The organism is Pseudomonas sp. UV AK001 (genome assembly GCF_046097675.1).
Lineage (GTDB): Bacteria > Pseudomonadota > Gammaproteobacteria > Pseudomonadales > Pseudomonadaceae > Aquipseudomonas > Aquipseudomonas kribbensis.
On sequence record NZ_JBJUVZ010000007.1, the window covers coordinates 91,732 to 114,479 of the forward strand.

The 22,748-nt window shown below is 60.6% G+C and carries 26 protein-coding genes; 12 read left to right on the top strand and 14 right to left on the bottom strand.

Annotated features, from left to right (window positions below):
• Positions 1-84: 84 nt before the first annotated feature.
• On the bottom strand, positions 85-480 hold the full coding sequence (msrB, locus tag ACKLNA_RS19395) for a peptide-methionine (R)-S-oxide reductase MsrB (protein WP_119429624.1): 396 nt from the start codon (positions 478-480) through the stop codon (positions 85-87).
• A gap of 225 nt (positions 481-705) precedes the next feature.
• On the opposite strand from msrB, the gene ACKLNA_RS19400 reads away from it, so the two are divergent.
• Positions 706-1,917 carry a pyridoxal phosphate-dependent aminotransferase gene (locus ACKLNA_RS19400; RefSeq protein ID WP_085710751.1) on the top strand — a complete coding sequence of 404 codons (1,212 nt, stop codon included), beginning with the start codon at positions 706-708 and terminating at the stop codon, positions 1,915-1,917.
• Between the two features lie 304 nt (positions 1,918-2,221).
• On the top strand, positions 2,222-3,109 hold the full coding sequence (gene htpX, locus ACKLNA_RS19405) for a protease HtpX (RefSeq protein WP_408986785.1): 888 nt from the start codon (positions 2,222-2,224) through the stop codon (positions 3,107-3,109).
• A gap of 55 nt (positions 3,110-3,164) precedes the next feature.
• Here htpX and ACKLNA_RS19410 read toward each other — a convergent pair whose 3' ends face one another.
• On the bottom strand, positions 3,165-3,821 hold the full coding sequence (locus ACKLNA_RS19410; protein ID WP_408986786.1) for a thiopurine S-methyltransferase: 657 nt from the start codon (positions 3,819-3,821) through the stop codon (positions 3,165-3,167).
• A 102-nt stretch (positions 3,822-3,923) separates the two neighbouring features.
• On the opposite strand from ACKLNA_RS19410, the gene ACKLNA_RS19415 reads away from it, so the two are divergent.
• Positions 3,924-4,691: a DODA-type extradiol aromatic ring-opening family dioxygenase gene (locus ACKLNA_RS19415; protein WP_408986787.1), complete on the top strand. Its 768-nt coding sequence runs from the start codon at positions 3,924-3,926 to the stop codon at positions 4,689-4,691.
• Between the two features lie 90 nt (positions 4,692-4,781).
• Here ACKLNA_RS19415 and ACKLNA_RS19420 read toward each other — a convergent pair whose 3' ends face one another.
• On the bottom strand, positions 4,782-6,455 hold the full coding sequence (locus ACKLNA_RS19420; protein WP_007955707.1) for a DEAD/DEAH box helicase: 1,674 nt from the start codon (positions 6,453-6,455) through the stop codon (positions 4,782-4,784).
• Positions 6,456-6,877: 422 nt separating this feature from the next.
• Here ACKLNA_RS19420 and ACKLNA_RS19425 point away from each other — a divergent pair, with 422 nt between their 5' ends.
• The gene (locus ACKLNA_RS19425) at positions 6,878-7,669 is read left to right on the top strand and encodes a crotonase/enoyl-CoA hydratase family protein (protein WP_408986788.1); all 792 of its coding nucleotides are present in this window, start codon (positions 6,878-6,880) and stop codon (positions 7,667-7,669) included.
• Between the two features lie 3 nt (positions 7,670-7,672).
• On the opposite strand, the gene ACKLNA_RS19430 is transcribed toward ACKLNA_RS19425, so the two are convergent.
• Positions 7,673-8,428 carry a spermidine synthase gene (locus ACKLNA_RS19430; protein ID WP_085710756.1) on the bottom strand — a complete coding sequence of 252 codons (756 nt, stop codon included), beginning with the start codon at positions 8,426-8,428 and terminating at the stop codon, positions 7,673-7,675.
• Between the two features lie 127 nt (positions 8,429-8,555).
• Between ACKLNA_RS19430 and ACKLNA_RS19435 the strand changes: the two genes are divergently transcribed.
• The gene (locus ACKLNA_RS19435) at positions 8,556-9,902 is read left to right on the top strand and encodes a class II 3-deoxy-7-phosphoheptulonate synthase (protein WP_085710757.1); all 1,347 of its coding nucleotides are present in this window, start codon (positions 8,556-8,558) and stop codon (positions 9,900-9,902) included.
• On the opposite strand, the gene ACKLNA_RS19440 is transcribed toward ACKLNA_RS19435, so the two are convergent.
• Both ACKLNA_RS19440 and ACKLNA_RS19445 read right to left on the bottom strand, forming a co-directional pair.
• Positions 9,899-11,146: a winged helix-turn-helix domain-containing protein gene (locus ACKLNA_RS19440; RefSeq protein ID WP_408986789.1), complete on the bottom strand. Its 1,248-nt coding sequence runs from the start codon at positions 11,144-11,146 to the stop codon at positions 9,899-9,901. The genes ACKLNA_RS19435 and ACKLNA_RS19440 overlap by 4 nt on opposite strands.
• A gap of 64 nt (positions 11,147-11,210) precedes the next feature.
• On the bottom strand, positions 11,211-11,426 hold the full coding sequence (locus tag ACKLNA_RS19445; protein WP_114884556.1) for a DUF1127 domain-containing protein: 216 nt from the start codon (positions 11,424-11,426) through the stop codon (positions 11,211-11,213).
• Between the two features lie 97 nt (positions 11,427-11,523).
• Between ACKLNA_RS19445 and ACKLNA_RS19450 the strand changes: the two genes are divergently transcribed.
• Entirely contained in the window at positions 11,524-12,378 is an 855-nt protein-coding gene (locus ACKLNA_RS19450; RefSeq protein WP_007955701.1) for a LysR substrate-binding domain-containing protein, read from the top strand.
• Here ACKLNA_RS19450 and ACKLNA_RS19455 read toward each other — a convergent pair.
• Positions 12,368-13,117, bottom strand: coding sequence for a sulfite exporter TauE/SafE family protein (locus ACKLNA_RS19455; RefSeq protein WP_408986790.1), 750 nt, complete (start codon positions 13,115-13,117; stop codon positions 12,368-12,370). The genes ACKLNA_RS19450 and ACKLNA_RS19455 overlap by 11 nt on opposite strands.
• Before the next feature lie 112 nt (positions 13,118-13,229).
• On the opposite strand from ACKLNA_RS19455, the gene ACKLNA_RS19460 reads away from it, so the two are divergent.
• The 3 genes from ACKLNA_RS19460 to ACKLNA_RS19470 all read left to right on the top strand — a co-directional run bounded on the left by ACKLNA_RS19460 (position 13,230) and on the right by ACKLNA_RS19470 (position 15,433).
• The gene (locus tag ACKLNA_RS19460; protein WP_408986791.1) at positions 13,230-14,186 is read left to right on the top strand and encodes a LysR family transcriptional regulator; all 957 of its coding nucleotides are present in this window, start codon (positions 13,230-13,232) and stop codon (positions 14,184-14,186) included.
• 83 nt (positions 14,187-14,269) lie between these two features.
• Entirely contained in the window at positions 14,270-14,734 is a 465-nt protein-coding gene (locus ACKLNA_RS19465; RefSeq protein ID WP_305835894.1) for a MarR family winged helix-turn-helix transcriptional regulator, read from the top strand.
• Between the two features lie 279 nt (positions 14,735-15,013).
• A complete protein-coding gene (locus tag ACKLNA_RS19470; protein WP_085710763.1) occupies positions 15,014-15,433 on the top strand; it encodes an organic hydroperoxide resistance protein in 420 nt (139 codons plus the stop codon).
• Between the two features lie 78 nt (positions 15,434-15,511).
• Here ACKLNA_RS19470 and ACKLNA_RS19475 read toward each other — a convergent pair whose 3' ends face one another.
• Positions 15,512-16,081 (bottom strand): elongation factor P, encoded by a 570-nt coding sequence (locus ACKLNA_RS19475; RefSeq protein WP_003226785.1) that lies wholly within the window; start codon positions 16,079-16,081, stop codon positions 15,512-15,514.
• Between the two features lie 48 nt (positions 16,082-16,129).
• Positions 16,130-17,272, bottom strand: a complete 1,143-nt coding sequence (gene earP, locus ACKLNA_RS19480) for an elongation factor P maturation arginine rhamnosyltransferase EarP (protein ID WP_408986792.1) — start codon at positions 17,270-17,272, stop codon at positions 16,130-16,132.
• A gap of 124 nt (positions 17,273-17,396) precedes the next feature.
• Here earP and ACKLNA_RS19485 point away from each other — a divergent pair, with 124 nt between their 5' ends.
• Both ACKLNA_RS19485 and ACKLNA_RS19490 read left to right on the top strand, forming a co-directional pair.
• Positions 17,397-17,804: a hypothetical protein gene (locus tag ACKLNA_RS19485; RefSeq protein WP_408986793.1), complete on the top strand. Its 408-nt coding sequence runs from the start codon at positions 17,397-17,399 to the stop codon at positions 17,802-17,804.
• 2 nt (positions 17,805-17,806) lie between these two features.
• Complete coding sequence (locus tag ACKLNA_RS19490; protein WP_114884570.1) at positions 17,807-18,289, top strand: GreA/GreB family elongation factor; 483 nt, start codon at positions 17,807-17,809, stop codon at positions 18,287-18,289.
• Between the two features lie 8 nt (positions 18,290-18,297).
• Here ACKLNA_RS19490 and cysB read toward each other — a convergent pair whose 3' ends face one another.
• The 5 genes from cysB to ACKLNA_RS19515 all read right to left on the bottom strand — a co-directional run bounded on the left by cysB (position 18,298) and on the right by ACKLNA_RS19515 (position 22,267).
• A complete protein-coding gene (cysB, locus tag ACKLNA_RS19495) occupies positions 18,298-19,272 on the bottom strand; it encodes an HTH-type transcriptional regulator CysB (protein ID WP_007955684.1) in 975 nt (324 codons plus the stop codon).
• A gap of 113 nt (positions 19,273-19,385) precedes the next feature.
• Positions 19,386-19,889, bottom strand: coding sequence for a universal stress protein (locus ACKLNA_RS19500; RefSeq protein ID WP_085710767.1), 504 nt, complete (start codon positions 19,887-19,889; stop codon positions 19,386-19,388).
• A gap of 98 nt (positions 19,890-19,987) precedes the next feature.
• Positions 19,988-20,893, bottom strand: a complete 906-nt coding sequence (locus tag ACKLNA_RS19505; RefSeq protein WP_408986794.1) for a 5'-nucleotidase — start codon at positions 20,891-20,893, stop codon at positions 19,988-19,990.
• Positions 20,894-20,924: 31 nt separating this feature from the next.
• A complete protein-coding gene (locus ACKLNA_RS19510) occupies positions 20,925-21,881 on the bottom strand; it encodes a putative 2-dehydropantoate 2-reductase (protein WP_408986795.1) in 957 nt (318 codons plus the stop codon).
• Positions 21,881-22,267, bottom strand: coding sequence for a thioredoxin family protein (locus ACKLNA_RS19515; protein ID WP_408986796.1), 387 nt, complete (start codon positions 22,265-22,267; stop codon positions 21,881-21,883). The genes ACKLNA_RS19510 and ACKLNA_RS19515 overlap by 1 nt, the downstream gene beginning before the upstream one ends.
• On the opposite strand from ACKLNA_RS19515, the gene ACKLNA_RS19520 reads away from it, so the two are divergent.
• Positions 22,266-22,709 (top strand): PilZ domain-containing protein, encoded by a 444-nt coding sequence (locus ACKLNA_RS19520; protein ID WP_085710771.1) that lies wholly within the window; start codon positions 22,266-22,268, stop codon positions 22,707-22,709. The genes ACKLNA_RS19515 and ACKLNA_RS19520 overlap by 2 nt on opposite strands.
• Positions 22,710-22,748: the final 39 nt, after the last annotated feature.

The window sequence follows — 22,748 nt, forward strand, 5'->3', positions numbered from 1 at the left end:
GTTGAGAAGCTGCAAAAATAGCGAGCAATTGAATTGTGTGCAATTTAATTATCCGAAAGGCGATCCGAAGATCGCCCGCATCGGTTATTCGCGCGGCACCAGGTCCAGGCACACCGAGTTGATGCAGTAACGCAGACCGGTCGGCGGCGGGCCGTCGGGGAATACGTGGCCGAGGTGCGCGTCGCAGCGGGCGCATTTCACTTCGGTGCGGATCATGCCGTGGCTGGTATCACGGATTTCGGTCATCGCGCTCTCGCCAATCGGCGCGTAGAAGCTTGGCCAGCCGCAACCGGAGTCGAATTTGGTCCTGGAATCGAACAGCGGCTCGTTGCAGCAGACGCAGTGATAGACGCCGTCGGTCTTGGTGGCGTTGTATTTGCCCGAGAACGGTCGCTCGGTAGCACTGAGACGACACACGTTGTACTGCTCCGGGTCGAGCATCGCGCGCCATTCTTCCAGAGTCTTTTCTATCTTTTCCATCATCACACCTCAGCGGCTGAAAAAGCCCGATCTGTACCTTTTCCACGGATCGGGCGGCACGTATGATTGCGCCTCGTCACACGCCAGTCTGGCAGCGGGATCCTGCGCATTCAAACGGATTGTTGGAAACCGCCGCTCAAGACGCCTGCCTGTGTGAAGACGCAGGATTCCCAGCACGGTTGTCCATTCGCCGCCTGGATCGTTCATTTTCGGGATCACATCGCCATGCAGTTCAGCAAATCGAACAAGCTCGCCAACGTCTGCTACGACATTCGCGGCCCGGTGCTCAAGCACGCCAAACGCCTGGAAGAGGAAGGCCATCGCATCCTCAAGCTGAATATCGGCAACCCGGCGCCCTTTGGTTTCGAAGCGCCGGACGAAATCCTCCAGGATGTGATCCGCAATCTGCCGACCGCCCAGGGCTACAGCGACTCCAAAGGCCTGTTCAGCGCGCGCAAGGCCGTGATGCAGTACTACCAGCAGAAGCAGGTCGAAGGTGTCGGCATCGAAGACATCTACCTGGGCAACGGCGTGTCCGAGCTGATCGTGATGTCGTTGCAGGCCCTGCTCAACAACGGCGACGAAGTGCTGGTCCCGGCACCTGACTATCCGCTGTGGACCGCCGCCGTGAGCCTGGCCGGCGGCAACGCGGTGCACTACCTGTGCGACGAAGGCGCCGACTGGTTCCCGGACCTGGCCGACATGAAGGCCAAGATCACCCCGAACACCAAGGCCATGGTGATCATCAACCCGAACAACCCGACCGGCGCGGTGTATTCGAAGGAAGTGTTGCTGGGCATGCTGGAACTGGCCCGCCAGCACAACCTGGTGGTGTTCTCCGACGAAATCTACGACAAGATCCTTTACGACGACGCCGTGCACATCTGCACCGCTTCGCTGGCCCCGGACCTGCTGTGCCTGACCTTCAACGGCCTGTCGAAGTCGTACCGTGTAGCGGGTTTCCGTTCCGGCTGGATCGCCATTTCCGGGCCGAAGCACAACGCTCACAGCTACATCGAAGGCATCGACATGCTGGCCAACATGCGCCTGTGTGCCAACGTGCCGAGCCAGCACGCGATCCAGACCGCCCTCGGCGGCTATCAGAGCATCAACGACCTGGTGCTGCCGCAAGGCCGCCTGCTGGAACAGCGCAACCGCACCTGGGAGTTGCTCAACGACATTCCCGGCGTGAGTTGCGTGAAGCCGATGGGTGCCCTGTATGCATTCCCGAAGATCGACCCGAAGATCTGCCCGATCCACAACGACGAGAAATTTGTCCTCGACCTGCTACTGTCCGAAAAACTGCTGGTGGTTCAGGGGACGGCGTTCAACTGGCCGTGGCCGGATCACTTCCGCGTCGTGACCCTGCCCCGTGTCGATGACCTGGACATGGCCATCGGACGCATCGGCAACTTCCTCAAGTCCTACCGCCAGTAACCGGCCATCCGTGCGCAACGAGCCTTTCGTTGCGCACTGTCTGATTCAGCAACACTTCTGCTCCGCCCTCTTCCGTACGCCTTCTACACTGTCGATTCGTACCGGTTTCGCACGCCTGACGCAATGGTGGTGGGTGGCGGGAGGCTGTCGTCCATGTCTTCTCCGGAAGTGGGAATTGTCCCGCCCAACAGAGAATCCGATGTAGGACACAGTTTGAAATAGTCACTCGGTTGAATCGCCCGGTGCCGCGCCTTATATACCCCGCAGTACGCTTCATCTTTAGCTTGAGGAGATTTCTACAACCATGATGCGCATCCTGCTGTTTTTGGCCACTAACCTGGCGGTCGTGCTGATAGCCAGCATCACCCTGAGCCTGTTCGGCTTCAACGGGTTCATGGCGGCCAACGGGGTTGACCTCAACCTCAGTCAGCTGCTGGTCTTCTGTGCAGTCTTTGGTTTCGCCGGTTCGCTGTTCTCGCTGTTCATCTCCAAGTGGATGGCGAAGATGAGCACCAGCACCCAGATCATTACCCAGCCGCGCACCCGCCACGAACAATGGCTGCTGCAAACCGTTGAGCAACTGTCCCGCGAAGCCGGGATCAAGATGCCCGAAGTCGGGATTTTCCCGGCCTACGAGGCGAACGCCTTCGCCACCGGCTGGAACAAGAACGACGCGCTGGTCGCGGTGAGCCAGGGCTTGCTCGAGCGTTTCAAGGAAGACGAAGTGAGGGCTGTGCTGGCCCACGAGATCGGCCACGTGGCCAACGGCGACATGGTCACTCTGGCACTGGTCCAGGGCGTGGTGAACACCTTCGTGATGTTCTTCGCGCGAATCATCGGCAACTTCGTTGACAAGGTGATCTTCAAGAACGAGGAAGGCCAGGGTATCGCCTACTACATCGCGACCATCTTCGCCGAACTGGTTCTGGGCATCCTGGCCAGCGCAATCGTGATGTGGTTCTCGCGCAAGCGGGAGTTCCGTGCCGACGAAGCCGGCGCCCGTCTGGCTGGCACCAGCGCGATGATCAACGCACTGCAGCGCCTGCGCGCGGAACAAGGTCTGCCGGTGCACATGCCTGACACCCTGAACGCCTTCGGCATCAACGGTGGCATCAAACAGGGGTTCGCCCGCATGTTCATGAGCCACCCGCCGCTGGAAGAGCGTATCGACGCCCTGCGTCGTCGCGGCTGATCAGCCCGGCCAAAAAACGAAAGGCCCGCAGTGATGCGGGCTTTTTTTGTGCCTGTTACTGGCCAGTCAGCCGGTACACCCGCTCTTCCAGACGCGTCACTCCCGCCTGCAGGAACTTCCCGCTTTCGCTCAACACGTCCTGTTCCTCCAGTGCCTGCACCTGCCAGTTGCCACCAAACAGGCGCTGCACCTCGGCATCCTCCACCGCAAACGGTGGCCCAGGCATCTGCTGCTGATCGTAATCCAGCGTAATCAGCAAACCGCGTACGCCCACCGGCAGGATATTCAGCAAATGCGCCGCATAGCGATCACGCATCGGCACCGGCAAGGCAATCAGCGCCGCACGGTCATACAGCGCCGTGCAATCGGCCACATCGCTCGCGGACAAAGCGAAGAAATCTCCGCACCACAACTCGATCGCCCCGGCCCGATAAGCCTTGAAGCCGCCCACTTCGCTGATCTGCGGCTGCAATTGCTGCTCACGGAAGTAGTCCTCGACAGCCCTTTGCGACAGCTCGACGCCGAGAACCCGGTGCCCCTGACCGGCCAACCACTGCAGATCCAGGCTTTTCCCGCACAACGGCACCAGCACCCGCGCCTGAGCCGGGATAGCCAGACCAGGCCAGTATCGCTGCAAATACGGGTTCACCTCGGGCTGATGAAAGCCGATCTGGTTCGATTCCCACTTCTTGTGCCAAAACTCCGGCTGCATGCTTCCTCCCAAGAATTCGATCAAAAAGCGCTAAAACTTATATTGGAATTAGATCAATGAACTGACTGAAGATGAACCATCTTAACGCTCAGGAACCCTTCCATGTTTCCCAGCCTGTTCATTTCCCACGGCTCGCCGATGTTGGCGCTCGAACCCGGCGCCAGCGGCCCGGCACTGGCGCGTCTGGCCGCCGAACTGCCACGCCCGAAAGCCATTGTCATCGTTTCCGCCCATTGGGAAAGCCATGAGCTGCTGGTCAGCAGCCATGCGCAACCGGAAACCTGGCACGACTTCGGCGGTTTCCCGCGCGCGCTGTTTGAAGTGCAGTATCCGGCACCGGGCAATCCGCAACTGGCCCGCGAGGTCGCCGACTTGCTGACCGCCAACAACCTGCCAGCACGCCTCGACCCGCAACTCCCCTTCGACCATGGCGTATGGGTGCCACTGTCGCTGATGTATCCGCAGGCCGACATTCCGGTGGTTCAGGTGTCCCTGCCCAGCCGTGGCGGCCCGGCGTTGCAGACCCGCGTGGGCCAGGCGCTGGCCAGCTTGCGCGAACAAGGCATTTTGCTGATCGGCTCCGGCAGCATCACCCACAACCTGCGCGAACTGGACTGGCACGCCGGCCCGGAAAGCGTCGAGCCGTGGGCCCGGGATTTCCGCGACTGGATAGTCGACAAGCTCGCTGCCAACGACGAAAACGCCCTGCACGCTTACCGCCAGCAGGCACCGAACGCCGTGCGCAGCCATCCGAGTGATGAACACCTGTTGCCGCTTTACTTCGCCCGCGGCGCCGGCGGAGATTTCAGCATCGCCCATCAAGGTTTCACCATGGGCGCGCTGGGCATGGACATCTACCGCTTCGGCTGACGAGTTCGTTCCCACCTCAAATCGCAGGCAAAAAAAATCCCCGAACCAGTCGGGGATTTTTTATGTTCGATCAATCAGCCCAAGGGCGGATCAATCTTCGCGGTAGCGACGCAGCTTCAACTGCTTGCCGGCAACGCGAGTGTCCTTCAGCTTGGTCAGGAGTTTGTCCAGACCATCTTCCGGCAGCTCGACGAGGCTGAAGCTGTCACGCACCTGGATGCGACCGATGGCTTCACGTGCCAGACCACCTTCGTTGAGGATGGCGCCCAGCAGGTTTTTCGCCGCGATACCGTCACGCGCGCCCAGCGCGGTACGGCAACGGGCACGGCCTTCGCCCAGCGGCATCGGCGCACGACGCTCGCGGTCACCACGGTCCGGACGATCACCGGAACGCTCAGGACGGTCGCCACGTGGAGCGCTGTTCGGCACCAGTGGACGTTCCTTCTCGATCGCGGCCAGGTTCAGCGCCTGACCATTGGTGGCCTTGCGCAGCAGAGCGGCAGCCAGAGCACGCGGGGTGCAACCGATGTCGGCGGTCAGGCGATCCAGCAGATCACCGTGAGTCGATTCGGCGTCAGCCACCAGCGGCGACAGGCTGTTGGTCAGTTTCTTGATGCGAGCATCGAGAACGGCCTGGGCGTCCGGCAGACGCACTTCGGCAACTTTCTGACCGGTTACACGCTCGATTACCTGCAGCATGCGGCGCTCACGCGGAGTCACCAGCAGCAGCGCGCGGCCTTCGCGACCGGCACGGCCGGTACGGCCGATACGGTGCACGTAGGATTCCGGATCGTACGGCATGTCCACGTTGAATACGTGAGTGATGCGCGGTACGTCCAGACCACGGGCGGCAACGTCGGTCGCCACAACGATGTCCAGACGGCCATCCTTGAGCGAGTCGATGACGCGCTCACGCTGGTTCTGGGCAATGTCGCCGTTCAACGCTGCGGCTTTGTAGCCTTTGGCGTCGAGGGCGCTGGCCAGATCCAGGGTCGCTTGCTTGGTGCGCACGAACATGATCAGAGCGTCGAAATCTTCCACTTCCAGCAGGCTGAGAACGGCAGAAGTCTTCTGGTCAGCGTGAACCAACAGGTGAGCCTGTTCGATCGCGGTAACGGTCTGAGTCTTGCTCTGGATCTTCACGTGCTTTGGATCGCGCAGGTGACGCTCGGCGATGGCACGGATCGATTGCGGCAGGGTCGCCGAGAACAATACGGTCTGACGGGTTTCCGGCATGGCCTTGAAGATGACTTCGAGGTCGTCCATGAAGCCCAGTTTGAGCATTTCGTCTGCTTCGTCGAGAACCAGGTGGTTCACGGTCTGCAGCACTTTTTCGTCGCGACGCAGGTGGTCGCACAGACGGCCCGGAGTGGCGACAACGATCTGTGCACCATTACGGATTGCTTTCAATTGTGGGCCCATCGGCGCGCCGCCGTAGACAGCCACAACAGTTACGCCCGGCATTTGCTTGGCGTAGGTTTCGAAAGCGGTTGCAACTTGTAGCGCCAACTCACGAGTTGGGGCCAGGATCAGAGCTTGCGGCTCGCGCTTGGACGGATCAATGCGGTGCAGGATAGGCAGGGCAAAGGCAGCGGTTTTACCGGTACCGGTTTGCGCCTGACCAATCATATCGTGACCGGCGAGGATGATCGGGATCGACTGCTGCTGAATGGCCGAAGGCTCTTCATAGCCGGTAGCGACTACTGCAGCGACAATATTGGGATGAAGTTCAAGAGCGGCGAAGCCGCCGATTTCCTGGGTCATGGGTCTGCCTCTAAGTGCATCCGCAAAGACCCATGCTCCAAAGCTGCACATGCCGTGTTGAGACTCAAGAGTCGCCCTGGCAGCTTTGTCGGCGGGGATTTGCGAAAACGAATGAATGAAAAAGAATCGTCAAGGGAGAGCCCGCAGTGCGGACGTGCAGCCGAAGCTGACTTCGGGGAATTGCGCTACCTAAACGCGGCCCGGTTAAAGGCCGGCGCGCACTATACCGGAATTTGCCCAAAAAGGGAGCTTTTTTTATCGGTGAAATACAGTTGTCACCGCTGTGTAACGGGGTTTTGCGGATAATCGGGCAAAGGTCTATTTTTCAAAGACCCCGGCCCTGCGGGCGATGGCGCTTAAACGATTCACCGACGTGCGGCATCTGGTCGCTGCACCCTTTCTTCCCGTCCGAGGAAACACCCATGAATCAGCCCTGCCCCGGCCGCGTCAGTCGTGCGCGCCACGGCCACGTCCATTTGATTGGTCTGGACCGTGCAGCCAAGCGCAATGCCTTCGACCTCGATCTGCTCAACGACCTGGCCCTGGCCTACGGCGAATTCGAGGCCGACAGCGACGCGCGAGTGGCCGTGGTGTTCGGGCATGGCGAGCATTTCACCGCCGGACTCGATCTGGTCAACGCCAGTTCCGCCCTCGCCCAGGGCTGGCAGGTGCCGACCGGCGGCTGCGATCCCTGGGGCGTCTTCGTCGGACCGCGAGTCAGTAAACCGGTGATTGTCGCCGCGCAGGGTTATTGCCTGACCATCGGCATCGAGCTGATGCTCGCCGCCGACATCAACCTGTGCGCCAGCAATACCCGGTTCGCCCAGATGGAAGTGCAGCGCGGAATCTTTCCGTTCGGCGGTGCAACGTTGCGCTTTCATCAGGTCGCCGGCTGGGGCAATGCCATGCGCTGGCTGCTGACCGGCGACGAGTTCGATGCCCATGATGCGTTGCGCCTGGGGCTGGTGCAGGAGGTCATGGCCAGCGAAGACTTGCTGCCCCGCGCCATCGAACTGGCGGAACGGATTGCCCGACAGGCGCCATTGGGTGTGCAGGCGACGCTGATGTCGGCGCGTCAGGCGCGCTATGAAGGCGAGACTGCAGCGGCGCAGGGTTTGCCGCCGCTGGTGAAGAAGTTGCTGGCAACCGAGGATGCCAAGGAAGGTGTGCGTTCGCTGGTGGAGCGCAGACCTGGCGACTTCAAAGGCGTTTAAGAATCAAGTCGCCGGACGGATGCAATTGATCAACGACTGCAACGAGTATCCCAGCTTCGGTGCCAGCGCTTCAGCTCGCGCAGTCAGCGCCTGCATGTCCAGCACCTGATCGAGATCCGCCGGCACGATCAGAATCACGTTGCCCTCCTTCACCGGCAGCTCCCAGTAATGCCGGTGATAGAGCCCGCGCAACAGCGCCGCCCCCAACGGCTTGCCGTCATCGGTGGCCCACTGGTTGATCACCAGCCAGCCACCGGGATTCAGACGTTTCTGACAGTCGCCGAGAAAATTCCACGCAAGGTGCGCGGCACCCGGGCCGACATCGGTGTAGAGGTCGACGAAGATCAGATCCGCCGGTTCGGCCGTCGGCAGCAGCTCGATTGCATCGCCAACGCGGATGTACAGACGCGGATCGTCATCCAGCCCGAGATATTCAATGGCCAGACGCGGCACATCGGGGCGCAGCTCGATGGCTTCGACATCTTCCAGCGGCAGGAACTTGAGACAGGCCTGGGTCAGCGTGCCGGCGCCAAGGCCGAGAAACAACGCGCTCTCCGGTTGCTCATGGCACAGCGCGCCAATCAGCATCGCCCGGGTGTAGTCGTACTCCAGCCAGCTCGGGTCGGCGGTAAACACACAGCTTTGCTCGATGGCATCGCCGAACTCCAGAAAGCGGTAGTCGGCCACTTCCAGCACGCGAATCACGCCGAACTCATCCTGTACCTCGGCGAGCAACAGCTCGACGCGCTCCTCAGTCATTTCGTCTCCAGATCATTACCGCAACGGCACTGTGGCAAAGCGGCGATTGTCGGCGAAGCGGCGGGAGCAGGTCACGCACTAATTGCTGCTAACATGGCCGTCCGTGCGTAGAACCTTAGAGACCGTGATGAGCCAACCCTGGAGCCCTGACAGCTGGCGCGCCCTGCCGATCCAGCAACAACCCCGATACCCCGACGCCGCGCATCTGCGCCAGGTCGAGCAGACGCTGGCCAGCTACCCGCCGCTGGTGTTTGCCGGCGAAGCGCGGGAGCTGCGCCGTCAGTTTGCCGAAGTCACCCAGGGCCGGGCGTTCCTGCTGCAGGGCGGCGACTGCGCGGAAAGCTTCGCCGAGTTCTCCGCCGCGAAAATCCGCGACACCTTTAAAGTGTTGCTGCAAATGGCGATCGTCATGACCTTCGCCGCCGGCTGCCCGGTGGTCAAAGTCGGGCGCATGGCCGGCCAGTTCGCCAAGCCGCGCTCGGCCAACGACGAGACCATCGACGGCGTGACCCTGCCGGCCTATCGGGGCGACATCGTCAACGGTATCGGCTTCGATTCCGCCAGCCGCGTACCGGATCCGGAGCGTCTGCTGCAGTCCTATCACCAGTCCACCGCCACCCTCAACCTGCTGCGCGCGTTTGCCCAGGGCGGTTTTGCCGACCTGCATCAGGTACATAAGTGGAACCTCGATTTCATCGCCAACTCAGCGCTGGCCGAGAAGTACAGCCACCTCGCCGACCGTATCGATGAAACCCTGGCCTTCATGCGCGCCTGCGGCATGGACAGCTCGCCGCAACTGCGCGAAACCAGCTTCTTCACCGCCCACGAAGCGCTGCTGCTGAACTACGAAGAAGCCTTTGTGCGCCGCGACAGCCTGACCAACGATTACTACGATTGCTCGGCGCACATGCTGTGGATCGGCGACCGCACCCGTCAGCTCGACGGCGCCCACGTCGAATTCCTGCGCGGGGTGAACAACCCGATCGGGGTGAAAGTCGGCCCGAGCATGAACCCCGACGACCTGATCCGCCTGATCGACGTGCTCAACCCGGACAACGATCCGGGCCGTCTGAACCTGATCGCGCGGATGGGTGCGAACAAGGTTGGCGATCACCTGCCGGCGCTGATCCGCGCGGTGCAGCGTGAAGGCAAGCAGGTGCTGTGGAGTTCCGACCCGATGCACGGCAACACCATCAAGGCCAGCAGCGGCTACAAGACCCGCGACTTCGCGCAGATCCTTGGCGAAGTGAAACAGTTCTTCCAGGTCCACGAAGCCGAAGGCAGCTACGCCGGCGGCATCCATATCGAGATGACCGGGCAGAACGTCACCGAGTGCATCGGTGGCGCGCGGCCGATCACTGAAGATGGCTTGTCGGATCGCTATCACACCCACTGCGACCCACGGATGAACGCCGATCAGTCGCTGGAACTGGCGTTCCTGATTGCCGAGACGCTGAAACAGGTCAAACGCTAAATCGCGATGACGTTGGCTCGGTCGTTTTCGACTTGAGCCAACGTCACCCGCAACCGGTCAGCACTTTCGCGCTGGCAATTGAGTTGCACCTGCCCAAGCCCCAACCAGTCCGCCATGCGCCACAGGTTCAGCGCCAAGGCCAGCATCCCCGCCTCGTCCAGTCCCGTTTCCTCCTCATGCACGGCATGCACCGCCAACCGCCCCGCCGCCCGTTCGGCGCGCAGATCGACCCGTGCAGCAATTCGTTCGTTGTGCAGGAACGGCAGCACGTAATAGCCATAAACGCGCTTGTCCTGCGGCGTGTAAATCTCCAGCCGATAGCGGAAATCGAACAGCCGCTCAGTGCGACTGCGCTCCCAGATCAGCGAATCGAACGGCGACAGCAATGCGCTGGCCTCGACTTTGCGCGGGACTTTCGGCTCGGGCAGGCAGTAAGCGATCTGGCGCCAACCGGCGACTTCACAGGTCAGCAGTTGTCCGTCCTCGACCAGTTCGGCCAGACGCGGGCGGGCATCGGAAGGGTTCAGCCGGAAGTAATCGCGCAGATCTTTTTCCGTGCCGACACCCAGCGCCTGCGCTGCATGCAACAGCAAACCGCGCTGTGCCTCGGCTTCATCGGGCAATGGTTGTTGCAGCACGGAAGCCGGGATCACTCGCTCCGGCAGGTCATAAAGCCTTTCAAAGCCGCGCCGCCCGGCGACGGTCACTTCGCCAGCGGCAAACAACCATTCCAGCGCATGTTTTTCCGCGCTCCAGTCCCACCAGGGGCCGGCCTTTTCCTCGCGGGTCGACAGACTGCCGGCGCCCAGTGCGCCCTGCTCCTCGACCGACGCCAGTACCCGGCGAATGGTGTCCTGTTGCTCGCGACCGAAACGTGCCAGTTGCTGATAGATATCCTCACCGCGCCTGGCCCGCTGCATCCGCCAGCCCATCAACGGGTACATCGACAACGGCAGCAACGACGCTTCATGGCCCCAGTATTCGAACAGCGAACGGCGTCGCCCCGAACTCCAGGCAGCCTGGTCGAGCAAGTCAGCAGAATAGGAACCGAGACGGGAAAACAGCGGCAGGTAGTGCGAGCGCACCACGGCGTTGACGGAGTCGATCTGCAACAGGCCGAGGCGTTCGATCAGCCGGTTGACGTGCAGGGCTTTGACAGCCGGCGGCTGGCGCCCGTGAAACCCTTGGGCAGCCAGTGCCAGACGTCGAGCCTGTTTAAGGGAAAAGGACAATGTCGCGGGCATGTGTACCTCCATGTCTGCTCGCAACCTACCTCACCAGTAAGTGGTTTGTGTAGCGATGGCCTCATCATTTATGCATCGGATCGTCCCAGAACGGCCGGATCGCTTCATGTTCGACATCGGCACGGCTGACCCCGATGTCCTTCAACGCTTCGTCGCTCAGACTGGCGAGCAGTTCGCGTTCACGGTGAAGTTCGTACCAGCGGCTAAACTTGTGCAACAGATCGGAAACGATATGGCCGGAAAATTTTTCTTCGCCTGCATACTCTCTTTGACCTTTCATCGTGTTGCCTCCTTTTTGGGATGGCTCAAGTCTCGCGCCGGGGCTACGATCAATCCAACGAATGTTTCTGATGGCAAGCATCACGGAGATTCATCAATTGTCGGCGTACCCCAGTATCGATACCGATGTTCTGCGCACCTTTGTCGCGATTGCCGATCAGGGCGGTTTCACCCGCGCCGGCGAAATGGTCAACCGCACCCAATCGGCGGTGAGCATGCAGATGAAGCGTCTGGAAGAGGACGTGTTGCAGCGCCAATTGTTCGAGCGCGACGGGCGTCAGGTTCGCCTGACCGCTGAAGGCCAGGTGTTGCTCGGCTATGCGCGGCGCATCCTGAAACTGCACAGTGAAGTGTTCAACACCCTGCGTGAACCGCACATGGTGGGCACGGTGCGGATCGGCACGCCGGACGATTACGTGATGCGCTTTCTGCCGGGGATCCTGTCGCGCTTCGCCCAGTTCTATCCGCTGATCCAGATCGAAGTGCATTGCGAGTCGACCAAGCAATTGCTGCAGCGCACGGATCTGGATCTGTCGATCGTCACCCGCGAGCCGGGCAACGAGATTGGCCAGTTGCTGCGCAAGGAGCGTTTTGTCTGGGCCGAGGCGCAGAATTTCAGCGCCCACGAGCAGACGCCGTTGCCGCTGGCGATGTTCAACAGTGATTGTTTCTGCCGCCTGTGGGCCTGTAATGCGCTGGACGCCATGGGCCGCGAATACCGGATTGCCTACAACAGCACCAGCCTTTCGGCATTGATGGCAGTGGTGAGCGCGGGTCTGGCGATCACCGCGCAACTGGAAAGCCTGATAACACCGGACCTGCGGATTCTCGGGGCCGCCGAAGATCTGCCGCTGTTGCCCGAGGCCAGCATCATGCTGATCCGCAACCTGAACAATCCGTCGCCGATCACCGAATGCCTGGCCGAGCACATCGTCGAAGGCTTCAAACTTTAAAGGCGAGCATCACCGCGCACAGCACCAGAAACCCGCAGAACAGCCCCCGCAGGAGTTTTTCCGGCATGGCGTGGGCAACCTTCACCCCCCAACTGATGCTGGCCAGACCGCCGATGGCCAGCGGCAGACCGATCATCCAGTCCACTTCGTGATGCACCGCGTACGTCACCAGCGTGACACCGGTGCTCGGCAATGCCAGCGCCAGCGACAGGCCTTGAGCGACTACCTGAGTGGTGCCGAACAGGCTGGTCAGCACCGGCGTCGCCACCACTGCCCCGCCGACCCCGAACAAACCGCCCATAGTGCCCGACGCTGCGCCGAGCACGCCCAGCCACGGCCATGAATAACGCATCTCTGACGTCGCTGCCGGACGCGCGCCGAACATCCGTACCAGGTTGTAGGCCGACAACGCCACAAGGAATGCGACAAAACCGATGCGCATGGTTTGCGCGTCGATGCCCACGGCCCAGATCGAGCCGATCCACGCGAAACAGAATCCCATCACCGCCAGCGGCAACGCGTGCCGGAGTTCGATGCGGTTGCGCTGGTGATACCGCCACAGCGCCAGCATCACGTTCGGCGCCACCATCACCAGCGCCGTGCCTTGGGCGATCTGCTGATCGAGGCCGAACCACACACCCAACAGCGGAATGGCGATCAGGCCGCCACCGATGCCGAATATCCCGCCCAGAGTACCGAGGGCGGCGCCAAACAACAGGTACAGCAAAAACTCGATCACAGCAGAATTCCTCATACGTCAGGCGACCCATCCTACGCAGTCGGCGCTGGCACGGAAACGCACAGCAACGCACAATGGCTGTGCCAAATTCGCATAGGCACTGAGCCAATTCATGAACCCCAATCTATTGACCGAACAACTCGGACTGTTTCTCGATGTGCTGGAGAGTGGCAGCTTCTCTGCTGCCTCGCGCCGACACCCACTGACGCCATCGGCCGTTGCCCGGCGCATCAACAGTCTGGAAAGCGCTGTCGGCAGCCAGTTGTTCATCCGCAGCACTCATGCGGTGCGTGCCACGCCGGCCGGCCTGGCGTTTGCCGAACGGGCGCGGCGAATCGTTGCCGAGCTGCAGTTGGCCCGCGCCGAAGCAGTGTCACTGAGCAGCGCGCCGGAAGGCTTGATTCGGGTGGATGCGCCGGCAGCGTTCGGACGGCGGCACCTGGCGCCGGTGATTGCCGACTTTCTGGTGCTGTATCCGGGGCTCGACGTGCAGCTGCATCTGATCGACAGCTTTGTCGACATGGACGGATCGAACCTGGGCAAGGTCGATCTGGTCTTGCGCGCCGGACAAATGGCCGACACCCGACTGGTCGCTACGCCGCTGGCGAGCATGGTGCGCATTGCCTGTGCCAGTCCCGACTATCTCAAACGCCGGGGCGTACCGAGCGAGCCCGCGCAATTGGGTGAACATGACGGCCTCGATTGGGATGGCCTCGCCCCGCCCTTCGCCTGGCGATTCGAACAGGACGGGCAAATGCAGTTGCACCGTCCGGCACGAATCCGCATGAGCGCCAACAACGCCGAGGCGCTGGTCTGCGGTGCGCTTGCGGGACTCGGGATCGCGCATCTGCCGACCTGGCTGGCCAGCGAATACCTGCTGCGTGGCGAGTTGCTGCCGCTGTTTTGTGAAAACGGCTTGCCGAAACCGGAGAGCACCGGCATCTACGCGCTGCGGCTGGAGCAACAGGCCAGCTCCCGCAGCCGTCTGCTGCTGGAATACCTCAAGACTCGTTTCAGCCCCGTGCCACCGTGGGATCTGGCGCTGCAACGGGAGCTGGGCCGGCACTGACCGATTCCCCACCGGGCACAATTGTCTGGCGCATTAAACAATCGAGCGCTAGATTCATAGGCATTACCGTTCAAGGCACCGACATGACCACCACCCGCGACACCACTGACCACTGCGAAGAACTGCTGCTCGACAATCAGGCCTGCTTTGCCCTGCATTCCACTTCGCTGATGATGACCAAGGTCTACAAGCCCTTGCTGCAAGCACTTGGCCTGACCTATCCGCAGTATCTGGCGATGATGGTGCTGTGGGAGAAGGATGGTCTGACCGTCGGAGAAATCAGCACGCGCCTGCTGACCGATCCGGGCTCCCTGACCCCGCTGCTCAAGCGTCTGGAAGGTGAAGGGCTCTTGAGCCGGACCCGCAGCCGCGAGGATGAACGGGTGGTGATCGTTGAACTGACTGCACAGGGACGCGCGCTGAAAGACAAGGCGCGAACCGTTCCGCCATGCATTCTGGGCGCCAGTGGCTTCACGCTGGAACGCCTGCAAAACCTGCAAGCCGAGTTGCAGGCCTTGCGTGGTCATTTACAGGACAGCCTGATTTAAGCGTCCCCTTCCCTGCAGGAGTAGCCTCGCACCTGCAGAGAAACTGCGTTCCTCTCTGCCTTACCCCTCTCCCGAAAAATTTTTTTCTCGTTTTTCTATCAAAAAAACCTTTCATATCAAAAACTTGAGATCTCATCCCTAGCTGATCCACGTCTCGCTTCCGTGCTTTTGCAAAAATTTATCTTGCGCACTAAATATTAGCGAAGTACATTTACTTCGCACCTAGTTAGCGCGCAAACAATTAGCGCAACAAACCACACATTCGACGAGGCTCACACCATGCAAACTCTCTACACCGCAATCGCAACCTCCACCGGCGGCCGTGACGGTCGTGCGATCTCCAGCGACAACATCCTCGACGTCAAACTGGCCACTCCGAAAGAACTCGGTGGTGCCGGGGGCGCGGCCACCAACCCTGAGCAATTGTTCGCTGCCGGCTACTCGGCCTGCTTCATCGGCGCCCTGAAATTCGTCGCCAGCCAGACCAAACGCAAAATCCCGGACGACGCGTCGATCACCGCTCACGTCGGCATCGGTCAGATTCCTGGTGGTTTCGGTCTGGACATCGACCTGCACATCGCCCTGCCGGGACTGGAACAGGCTGACGCGCAAAGCCTGGTCGACGCGGCCCACCAGGTCTGCCCGTACTCCAACGCCACTCGTGGCAATGTCGATGTACGCCTGCACGTGACCGTGTAACTGCCCGGCAGCAAAAATCGCAGGCACAAAAAAGCCCGACTCAATGGTCGGGCTTTTTCTTTCCGCAAAAAGCAGTGCTTATTTCGCACGGCCTTTGTAGGAACCGCCTTCGCGGGTATCGATCTCGATCATGTCGCCGATTTCGATGAAGTCAGCAACCGACAGCTCGGTACCGTTCTTCAGTTTGGCAGGCTTCATCACCTTGCCGGAAGTGTCACCGCGAGCGGAACCTTCGGTGTAGTCAACCTGACGCACGATAGTGGTCGGCAGCTCTACGGAAACCAGACGCTCTTCGAAGAACACGGCTTCGCAAACGTCGGTCATGCCTTCTTCAACGAAAGGCAGAACGCTTTCGATGTCTTCGGCGTTCAGTTCGTACATGGTGTAGTCGGTGGTGTCCATGAACGTGTAGGTGTCGCCGCTGATGAAGGACAGGGTCGCTTCTTTGCGGTCGAGGATCACGTCGTCCAGCTTGTCGTCCGCACCGTAAACGGTTTCGGTCTTGTAACCGGTCAGCAGGTTCTTCAGCTTGGTCTTCATGATCGCGCTGTTACGGCCCGATTTGGTGAATTCAGCTTTCTGAACCAGCCAAGGATCGTTGTCGATACGGATCACGGTACCGGGTTTGAGTTCTTTACCAGTTTTCATTGCGAATATCCGAATTTGGATGGGATTTACAAAAATCTAGGCCGCGTATCATATCCAATTTCGGTAAAACTGTACCAGCGCCGTCGCAAGATCGGCCTGCAAGGCCTGTTCCAGACACCATGCTTCGGCATTTTCCTGCAGTTCGGGCCAGTATTTACGGGCCTCAAGCCAGTGCTGGCCGATAGGCTGCCCGGCACTCCAGGCCCGCCAGAGACCGTTCATCGCCTCGGCTGCTTCAGTCGAAAGGCCTTTTCCATAGAGCGCGAGGAAGGCATCGAGCTTGTCCAGATGGATATCTTCGTCCTGCTGATAGATGTGCCACAGCATCGGCCGACCGGCCCATTGCGCACGGACAAACGAGTCTTCGCCGCGCACCGCGTTGAAATCGCAGCACCACAGCAATTGATCGTATTGATCCTGCCGGACGAACGGCAGCACCTGTACGGTGAGCGCCTGACGCACATTGAAGTCACCCACCGCCAGCGACTCGACTCCGAGCCAGCGCGCGACATCACCGAGAATCCGCCCTTCCGGCACCAGCAGATGAGTCGGTGTCGAATCAGCGGCGAGCACATCCAGCCAGCTGGGGAGCCCGGCATTCTCGTAGGCGAACAGCGAAATCAGTTGCGCGTCGGATGCAGGAGCGACCCCCAAGGCTTGCAGGAATTGTCGCTGCGACTCGGGATCCTGCTGAAACCGCCGACGCCGATCCAGCAATCCGCTTTCACGCAACAATCCGCCAGTGCCGGTCTGGAAGCCCGGGAAGAAAAAGATCTTCTGCACGGACTTGTACTTCACCGAAGGCAGACCGTGGCAGCCAACCACCCAGTCTTCAGCGCTGAGATAGTCAAGGTTCATCCACAATGGCGGCTTTTCCCGCTCGGCCATGGCGTCCATGTAGGCGCTCGGCAACTGGCAGGCGAACGCGGCAATGACCACGTCGGCTGCGTCGGTTACTGGCCATTCTGCCGGCCAGTGCCGGACGTCAACGCCCTGCTGCCATTGCGCATCGAGATGGATATCGAGTTCCGGGCAAATACGCTCGAATGCACGCAGATCATCGACCCACAGCCGCACCGCCAGCGCATGCTCGGCCGCCAGTTGCCGGGCCAGACGCCAAGTCACGCCGATGTCGCCATAGTTGTCGACCACGGTGCAAAAGATGTCCCAGCGGGTTTTCGGTTGCGGCATTCAAGACTCCCGTTGGCAAAAACGACGATTGTCCGCATAAATGTCCGCGTGCAGAAGAGCCGACGACGATTAATCTTCGTGCGACAATCGCCACTTGCCCGCAATCATCCGCCAGGAGGCAGCCATGCCCTATCGTCCCAACCCGCGTCGTCCCTTGCCTGTCCAGCTTAGCGCGCTGCAATTGACCGGCAGCATTGCCCTGGGCTTGTGGCTGGGCTTCCTGGCCATTGCGCTGACTTGCTGGCTCGCCTCGTTGCTGTTCAGCCGTCAATTGCAACCGGTGGCGGATGCAGTGCAACAGCTGAGCAAGCCTGCGGTAGTCGCCCAGCCGCAGCCAGAGACGGAGCCGCAAAACCGCCTGTTCGAGCAGTACGAAGAAAACCTGCGCAAGAACGAACAGCAGAATCGCCTGGATCAGGCCCGCAGCAGCACGCGCAACCAGTCGAATCCTAAATGCCAGTTCTGGCTCCAGCAGGATCAGACGGCCCCAAGCGAAAAGAGCCGCGCCAACGTCCTGCAATTCTGCGATTGATCATGAACAAGCATGCCGTACATCAACTGATTCTCGACAAACTGCGCGTCGACCTCGATATCGCCGAACGCGCCGCGCAAACCGCTTACGAAACCGCGACCCACGAAGAGAACATTGCCGAAAACAAGTACGACACCCTGGGGCTTGAGGCGTCGTACCTGGCGGCCGGGCAAGCGAAACGAGTCGAGGAGATTCGCCAGTCACTGGCGGTCTGCCAGAACCTGACGCTTCGGGCCTATGACGATCAACGCGGGATTGAAATCGGTGCCCTGCTCGGTCTGGAAGACGAAAAGGGTCGCGAGCAATGGCTGTTTCTGGCGCCGGATGCGGCGGGCCTGAAAGTCGATGTGGTCGGTCAGCCGGTCACCGTCATCACACCTCGGTCGCCGCTGGGCAAAAGCCTGTTGGGCAAGTTCGAGGGTGACGAGGTGGAGATTCTGGTGGCGGGCACCCGGCAACAGTTCGCTGTCACCGAGGTGCTGTAGACAGGAGCTTAGTGAACCGGCAGTTCTACGCCTTCGAACAGCTCTTCCAGTTCCTGCTTGTTGTGGCACTGAATGGCCTTGGCCATGACTTCGCGGGTCAGGTGCGGCGCGAACTTCTCGATGAAGTCGCACATGAAACCACGCAGGAAAGTGCCGCGACGGAAACCGATCTTGGTCACGCTGGACTCGAACAGTTCGCTGGCATCGAGCACCACCAGATCGTTATCCAGTTTGGTGTCGACCGCCATTTTCGCCACGATGCCAACGCCCAGGCCCAGGCGAACGTAGGTTTTGATCACGTCGGCGTCGGCGGCGGTGAACACCACTTTCGGCGTCAGGCCGCGATGGCTGAAAGCTTCGTCGAGTTTCGAACGTCCGGTGAAACCGAACACGTAGGTCACGATCGGGTATTCGGCCAGCGCTTCGAGGGTCAGCTTCGGCAGCTTGGTCAGCGGGTGGCCCTGAGGCACGACCACGCAGCGATTCCAGCGGTAGCACGGCATCATCACCAGATCGCCGAACAGCTCCAGCGCTTCGGTGGCGATGGCGAAATCGACGGTGCCGTCTGCGGCCATCTCGGCGATCTGCATCGGCGAACCCTGGTGCATGTGCAGCGCCACGTCCGGGTATTGCTTGATGAAATTGCTGATCACCGGCGGCAGTGCGTAACGTGCCTGGGTGTGAGTGGTGGCGATCGACAGGGTGCCTTTTTTCTCGTTGGAGAATTCCTGGGCGATCTGCTTGATGCTCTCGACCTTGCGCAGAATCTCACCGGCGGTGGTGATGATGCGCTCGCCGGCCGGCGTGACGCGGGTCAGGTGCTTGCCACTGCGGGCGAACACTTCGACGCCCAGTTCGTCTTCCAGCAGACGGATTTGCTTACTGATGCCCGGTTGCGAGGTGTAGAGACTTTGGGCTGTAGCGGAAACGTTGAGGTCGTGGTGCGCCACTTCCCAGATGTAGCGCAATTGTTGAAGCTTCATATGAATCCCTCAAAGCAGGTAGACGCCACGGGCATCAGCGACGGTATATAACTATATTAATGGTTTGAAGAATAAATCTAGAACTTTTTTATCAAAACGCCATTATTACCGTCTCAGCGATCCTCCCGACGCCGACGCTCCACCAGCGGCACCATGTAAACCGGCACCTTGGACAATTGCAGCAATCGCGTCGCCGTGCGCCCCAACGGTGTTTCCGCCCCGACCCCATGGCTGTGACTTCCTACGATCAGCAAATCGACGGAGAGTTTCTGGACCTGGTCGAGAATCACCTGCGACGGATCGCCCTGCAGCACCCGCACCGCGCGAATCCGCAGCAGATCCTGCTCGCCCTCGTCCCCCAGCTCTTCGCGAAAACTGTCGAGCACCCGTTGCTCGATATTGGCGATGACGGTTTTCAGACCCTGACTGTGAAATTCGTTCAACGCCTGTTCGTCGAGATAGCTCTGCAACACCGACTCGGCAAACAGCCCCATGGGTTCCACCGCGTGCACCACATACAAGTCGGCATTGAATGTTCGGGCCATTGCCAGGGCATGCTGCATCACTAACGGTGCGTACAGACCGAGGTCAGTGGCATACAGCATCGAACGAATCATATGACCTCCTCGCAAGCCAACATGGCGGAGATTTGATTCAGCTTAGCAGTGCCTTGGCGAGTACGACGTGCGACGCAACGTCTTGAACCACGAGGGCTTTAGACCGCCGGTTCGTTGCTGATGCCGTGGGGGACATGGCCGGTGGCAACCACCTCGCGGGCCAGCTCGCAATGCCCGGCCTGATCGTCGAAAAACACGTCGGCGGCAAAGGCTTCGAGGAACGCCGATTTGGTCAGGCCGCCCAGAAACAGCGACTCGTCCAGGCGAATGTCCCACTCACGCAAGGTGCGGATCACTCGTTCGTGAGCCGGCGCCGAACGCGCGGTGACCAGTGCGGTGCGGATCGGGCAGTTATCGTCCGAGAACTCACGCTGCAACAGATTGAGCGCTGCCAGGAAACCCTTGAATGGCCCGCCACGCAACGGCTCGCGAGCGGATTCACGCTCCTTGGCCTGAAAGGCTTCAAGGCCTCCGGACTGATAAACCCGCTCCGACTCGTCGGAAAACAGCACCGCATCGCCGTCGAAGGCGATGCGCAATTCATCGCTGGCCGCACGGCTGGCACCACCGGAAAGAATCGTCGCCGCCGCAAAGCCGTTGTCCAGCGCCGAGCGCACGTCCTCAGCATGAGTGGAAAGAAACAGGTCGCAGCCGAACGCCTTGAGATAAGGATAAGGACTGCGCCCGCCGACAAACGCTGCGCGGGAAATCGCCAGGCCGTAGTGATCGATCGAGTTGAACACCCGCAGGCCGGTGTCGGCACTGTTGCGCGACACCAGAATCACCTCGACCCGGGCACGGCCGAGGCGACTGTTGAGGTTGAGCAGTTTTTCCACCAGCGGAAAGGCATCGCCCGGCGCGAGGATTTCGTCTTCGTGCTCGATCTGATATTGCCGATAGGCTTCAACGCCACTCGACAGGTAGACCTTGTGACTCTCGCTCAGATCGAACAGGGCACGGGACGAAATCGCCAGCACCAGTTTGTCATCGATGTTCTTGGCCATGCCCTTCCCCCAGATCCCCTCAAAAACCGACTCAGGTATTACGCCGGTCGATGAAACGCAAATGGCGATACAGCGCCTCGATTCGCGGCAGTTCGCAACCTGCCGCTTTTGCCGCCGCCAAAGGTCGAGCGTAGATGGCGTCCAGCTCCAGCGGTCGCTTGTGCAGAAAATCGTGGTACATGCTCGGCCAGTAGTCGGGCATTTTCTCGGTCATCATGAACAGGTACCCGGCGTAACCGGGCGGCATGTCATGGCCACAGGCCTTGGCGCCCTGCACCACTTCGGCCATCAGCGCCTGGATCTGCGCGCGGCTGTCGGCATCGGCCATCAGCGGCGTGGTACTCGCCCCGAGCAACACCGAAAGACCATTGTAGGGAATGTTCCAGACCAGTTTCTGCCAGCGCGCCTGGTGCAGGTTCGGCATGGCCTGGGAGTCAATGCCGGCGGCACGGAACAGACCGACGCCCTCCTCGACAATCGCCATGCGCGCCGCATCATCGGCTGCCGCTCCGCTGTGATAACCGACGTTCACCGCCCCGAGCGCCTGATGGGTGATGTGGCCCGGACCTTCCCGGTGAACGCAGATCAGGCACAGGCCGCCCAACAAGTGCAGGGAATCGGGCAGCAACGCCCTCAGGCTGTCTTCGACGTCGAGGCCGTTCTGCAGCACCAGCACTTTCGCGTCGGGTTGCGCCGCCTGAATGATCGACGGCGCCAGGCCGGCATTGCTGGTGGTCTTGGCGCCAACCAGCAACCAGTCACAGGGCGGCATGTCTTCAGCCGATGAATAGGCTTGCACCGGGTTCAGCGTCAGTGTGCCGTGAACCGCGCTGTCCACCTGCAAACCGCGCTCGGCGACCGCGGAAAACTCGCTGCGCAGCAAAAAGTGCACATCGAATCCGGCCCGGGCCAGCATCAAGCCGTAGAACCCTCCGATTGCGCCGGTGCCGATAATCCCTACCACCGGTTTCTTGACGACTGCCCCCATCACGGCAACTCCTCTGCAATTCGACCCAGCGCCTGCGCCACGGCTGCGTTCAACTCAGCGGCATTCAGACGCGCGTGTACTGCCCCAAAGAACTCGCCGTCGCGCACCACGAACAGCGCCGGCAAATGAAAGACCTGATAACGCTCGACCAGCCCGCCGTTGTCACCAGCATCGATCCAGCACAGGCGATCGACGGCCAGATCGAGCCCCGGCAACACTTCGCGGGCATAACGGCAACTGGCGCAGCCGACACTGGTGAAGATCACCAGCGAAACGCCGCTCATCGCCAGCAGCCGTTGGTCGGCGTCGAAATCGGTCAGTTCGGATTCGAACACTATACTGGGGGAAACAATGTCAGATGGCCGACACAGGGAGTCTGTGCTCATGGGACGGTTTATTCCTCATCCGGATGATGTGCCCGTCGAATTAACGTTGCTCAAACCTGAGTGCATTTCGCGGCAACAGCTGCACACTATCAGCCTCGGCGGCATCGCTTGCAATTACCACCGCGCCTGGCGCCATGGCACCGCGCTGCAAGTGCGCATGCCGACCCTCAATGCCGACATCTGTTATCCGGGTTATGTGGCCTGGTGCCTGCGGCGCAAGAAAGGCTATCTGGTGGGCATCGCCTTCACCGACGAGCAGACCCTGTTCAGCGCCCGAATGGGTGAGCAGGTGTGTCAGATCGAACGCTATTGCCGACTCAACGACGCCCACGACGACCTCCAGGATATTCAGGCCCTGGCCCTGCAATGGGTCGAACAACACGCCGACGAGTTCTCCCACGACACCGTTCGCAAGGCTTTTGCGCAGCCAGTACTGGACTGAACAGTGACTTGCCCATTGTCGACAGGCGCCTGACGCGCT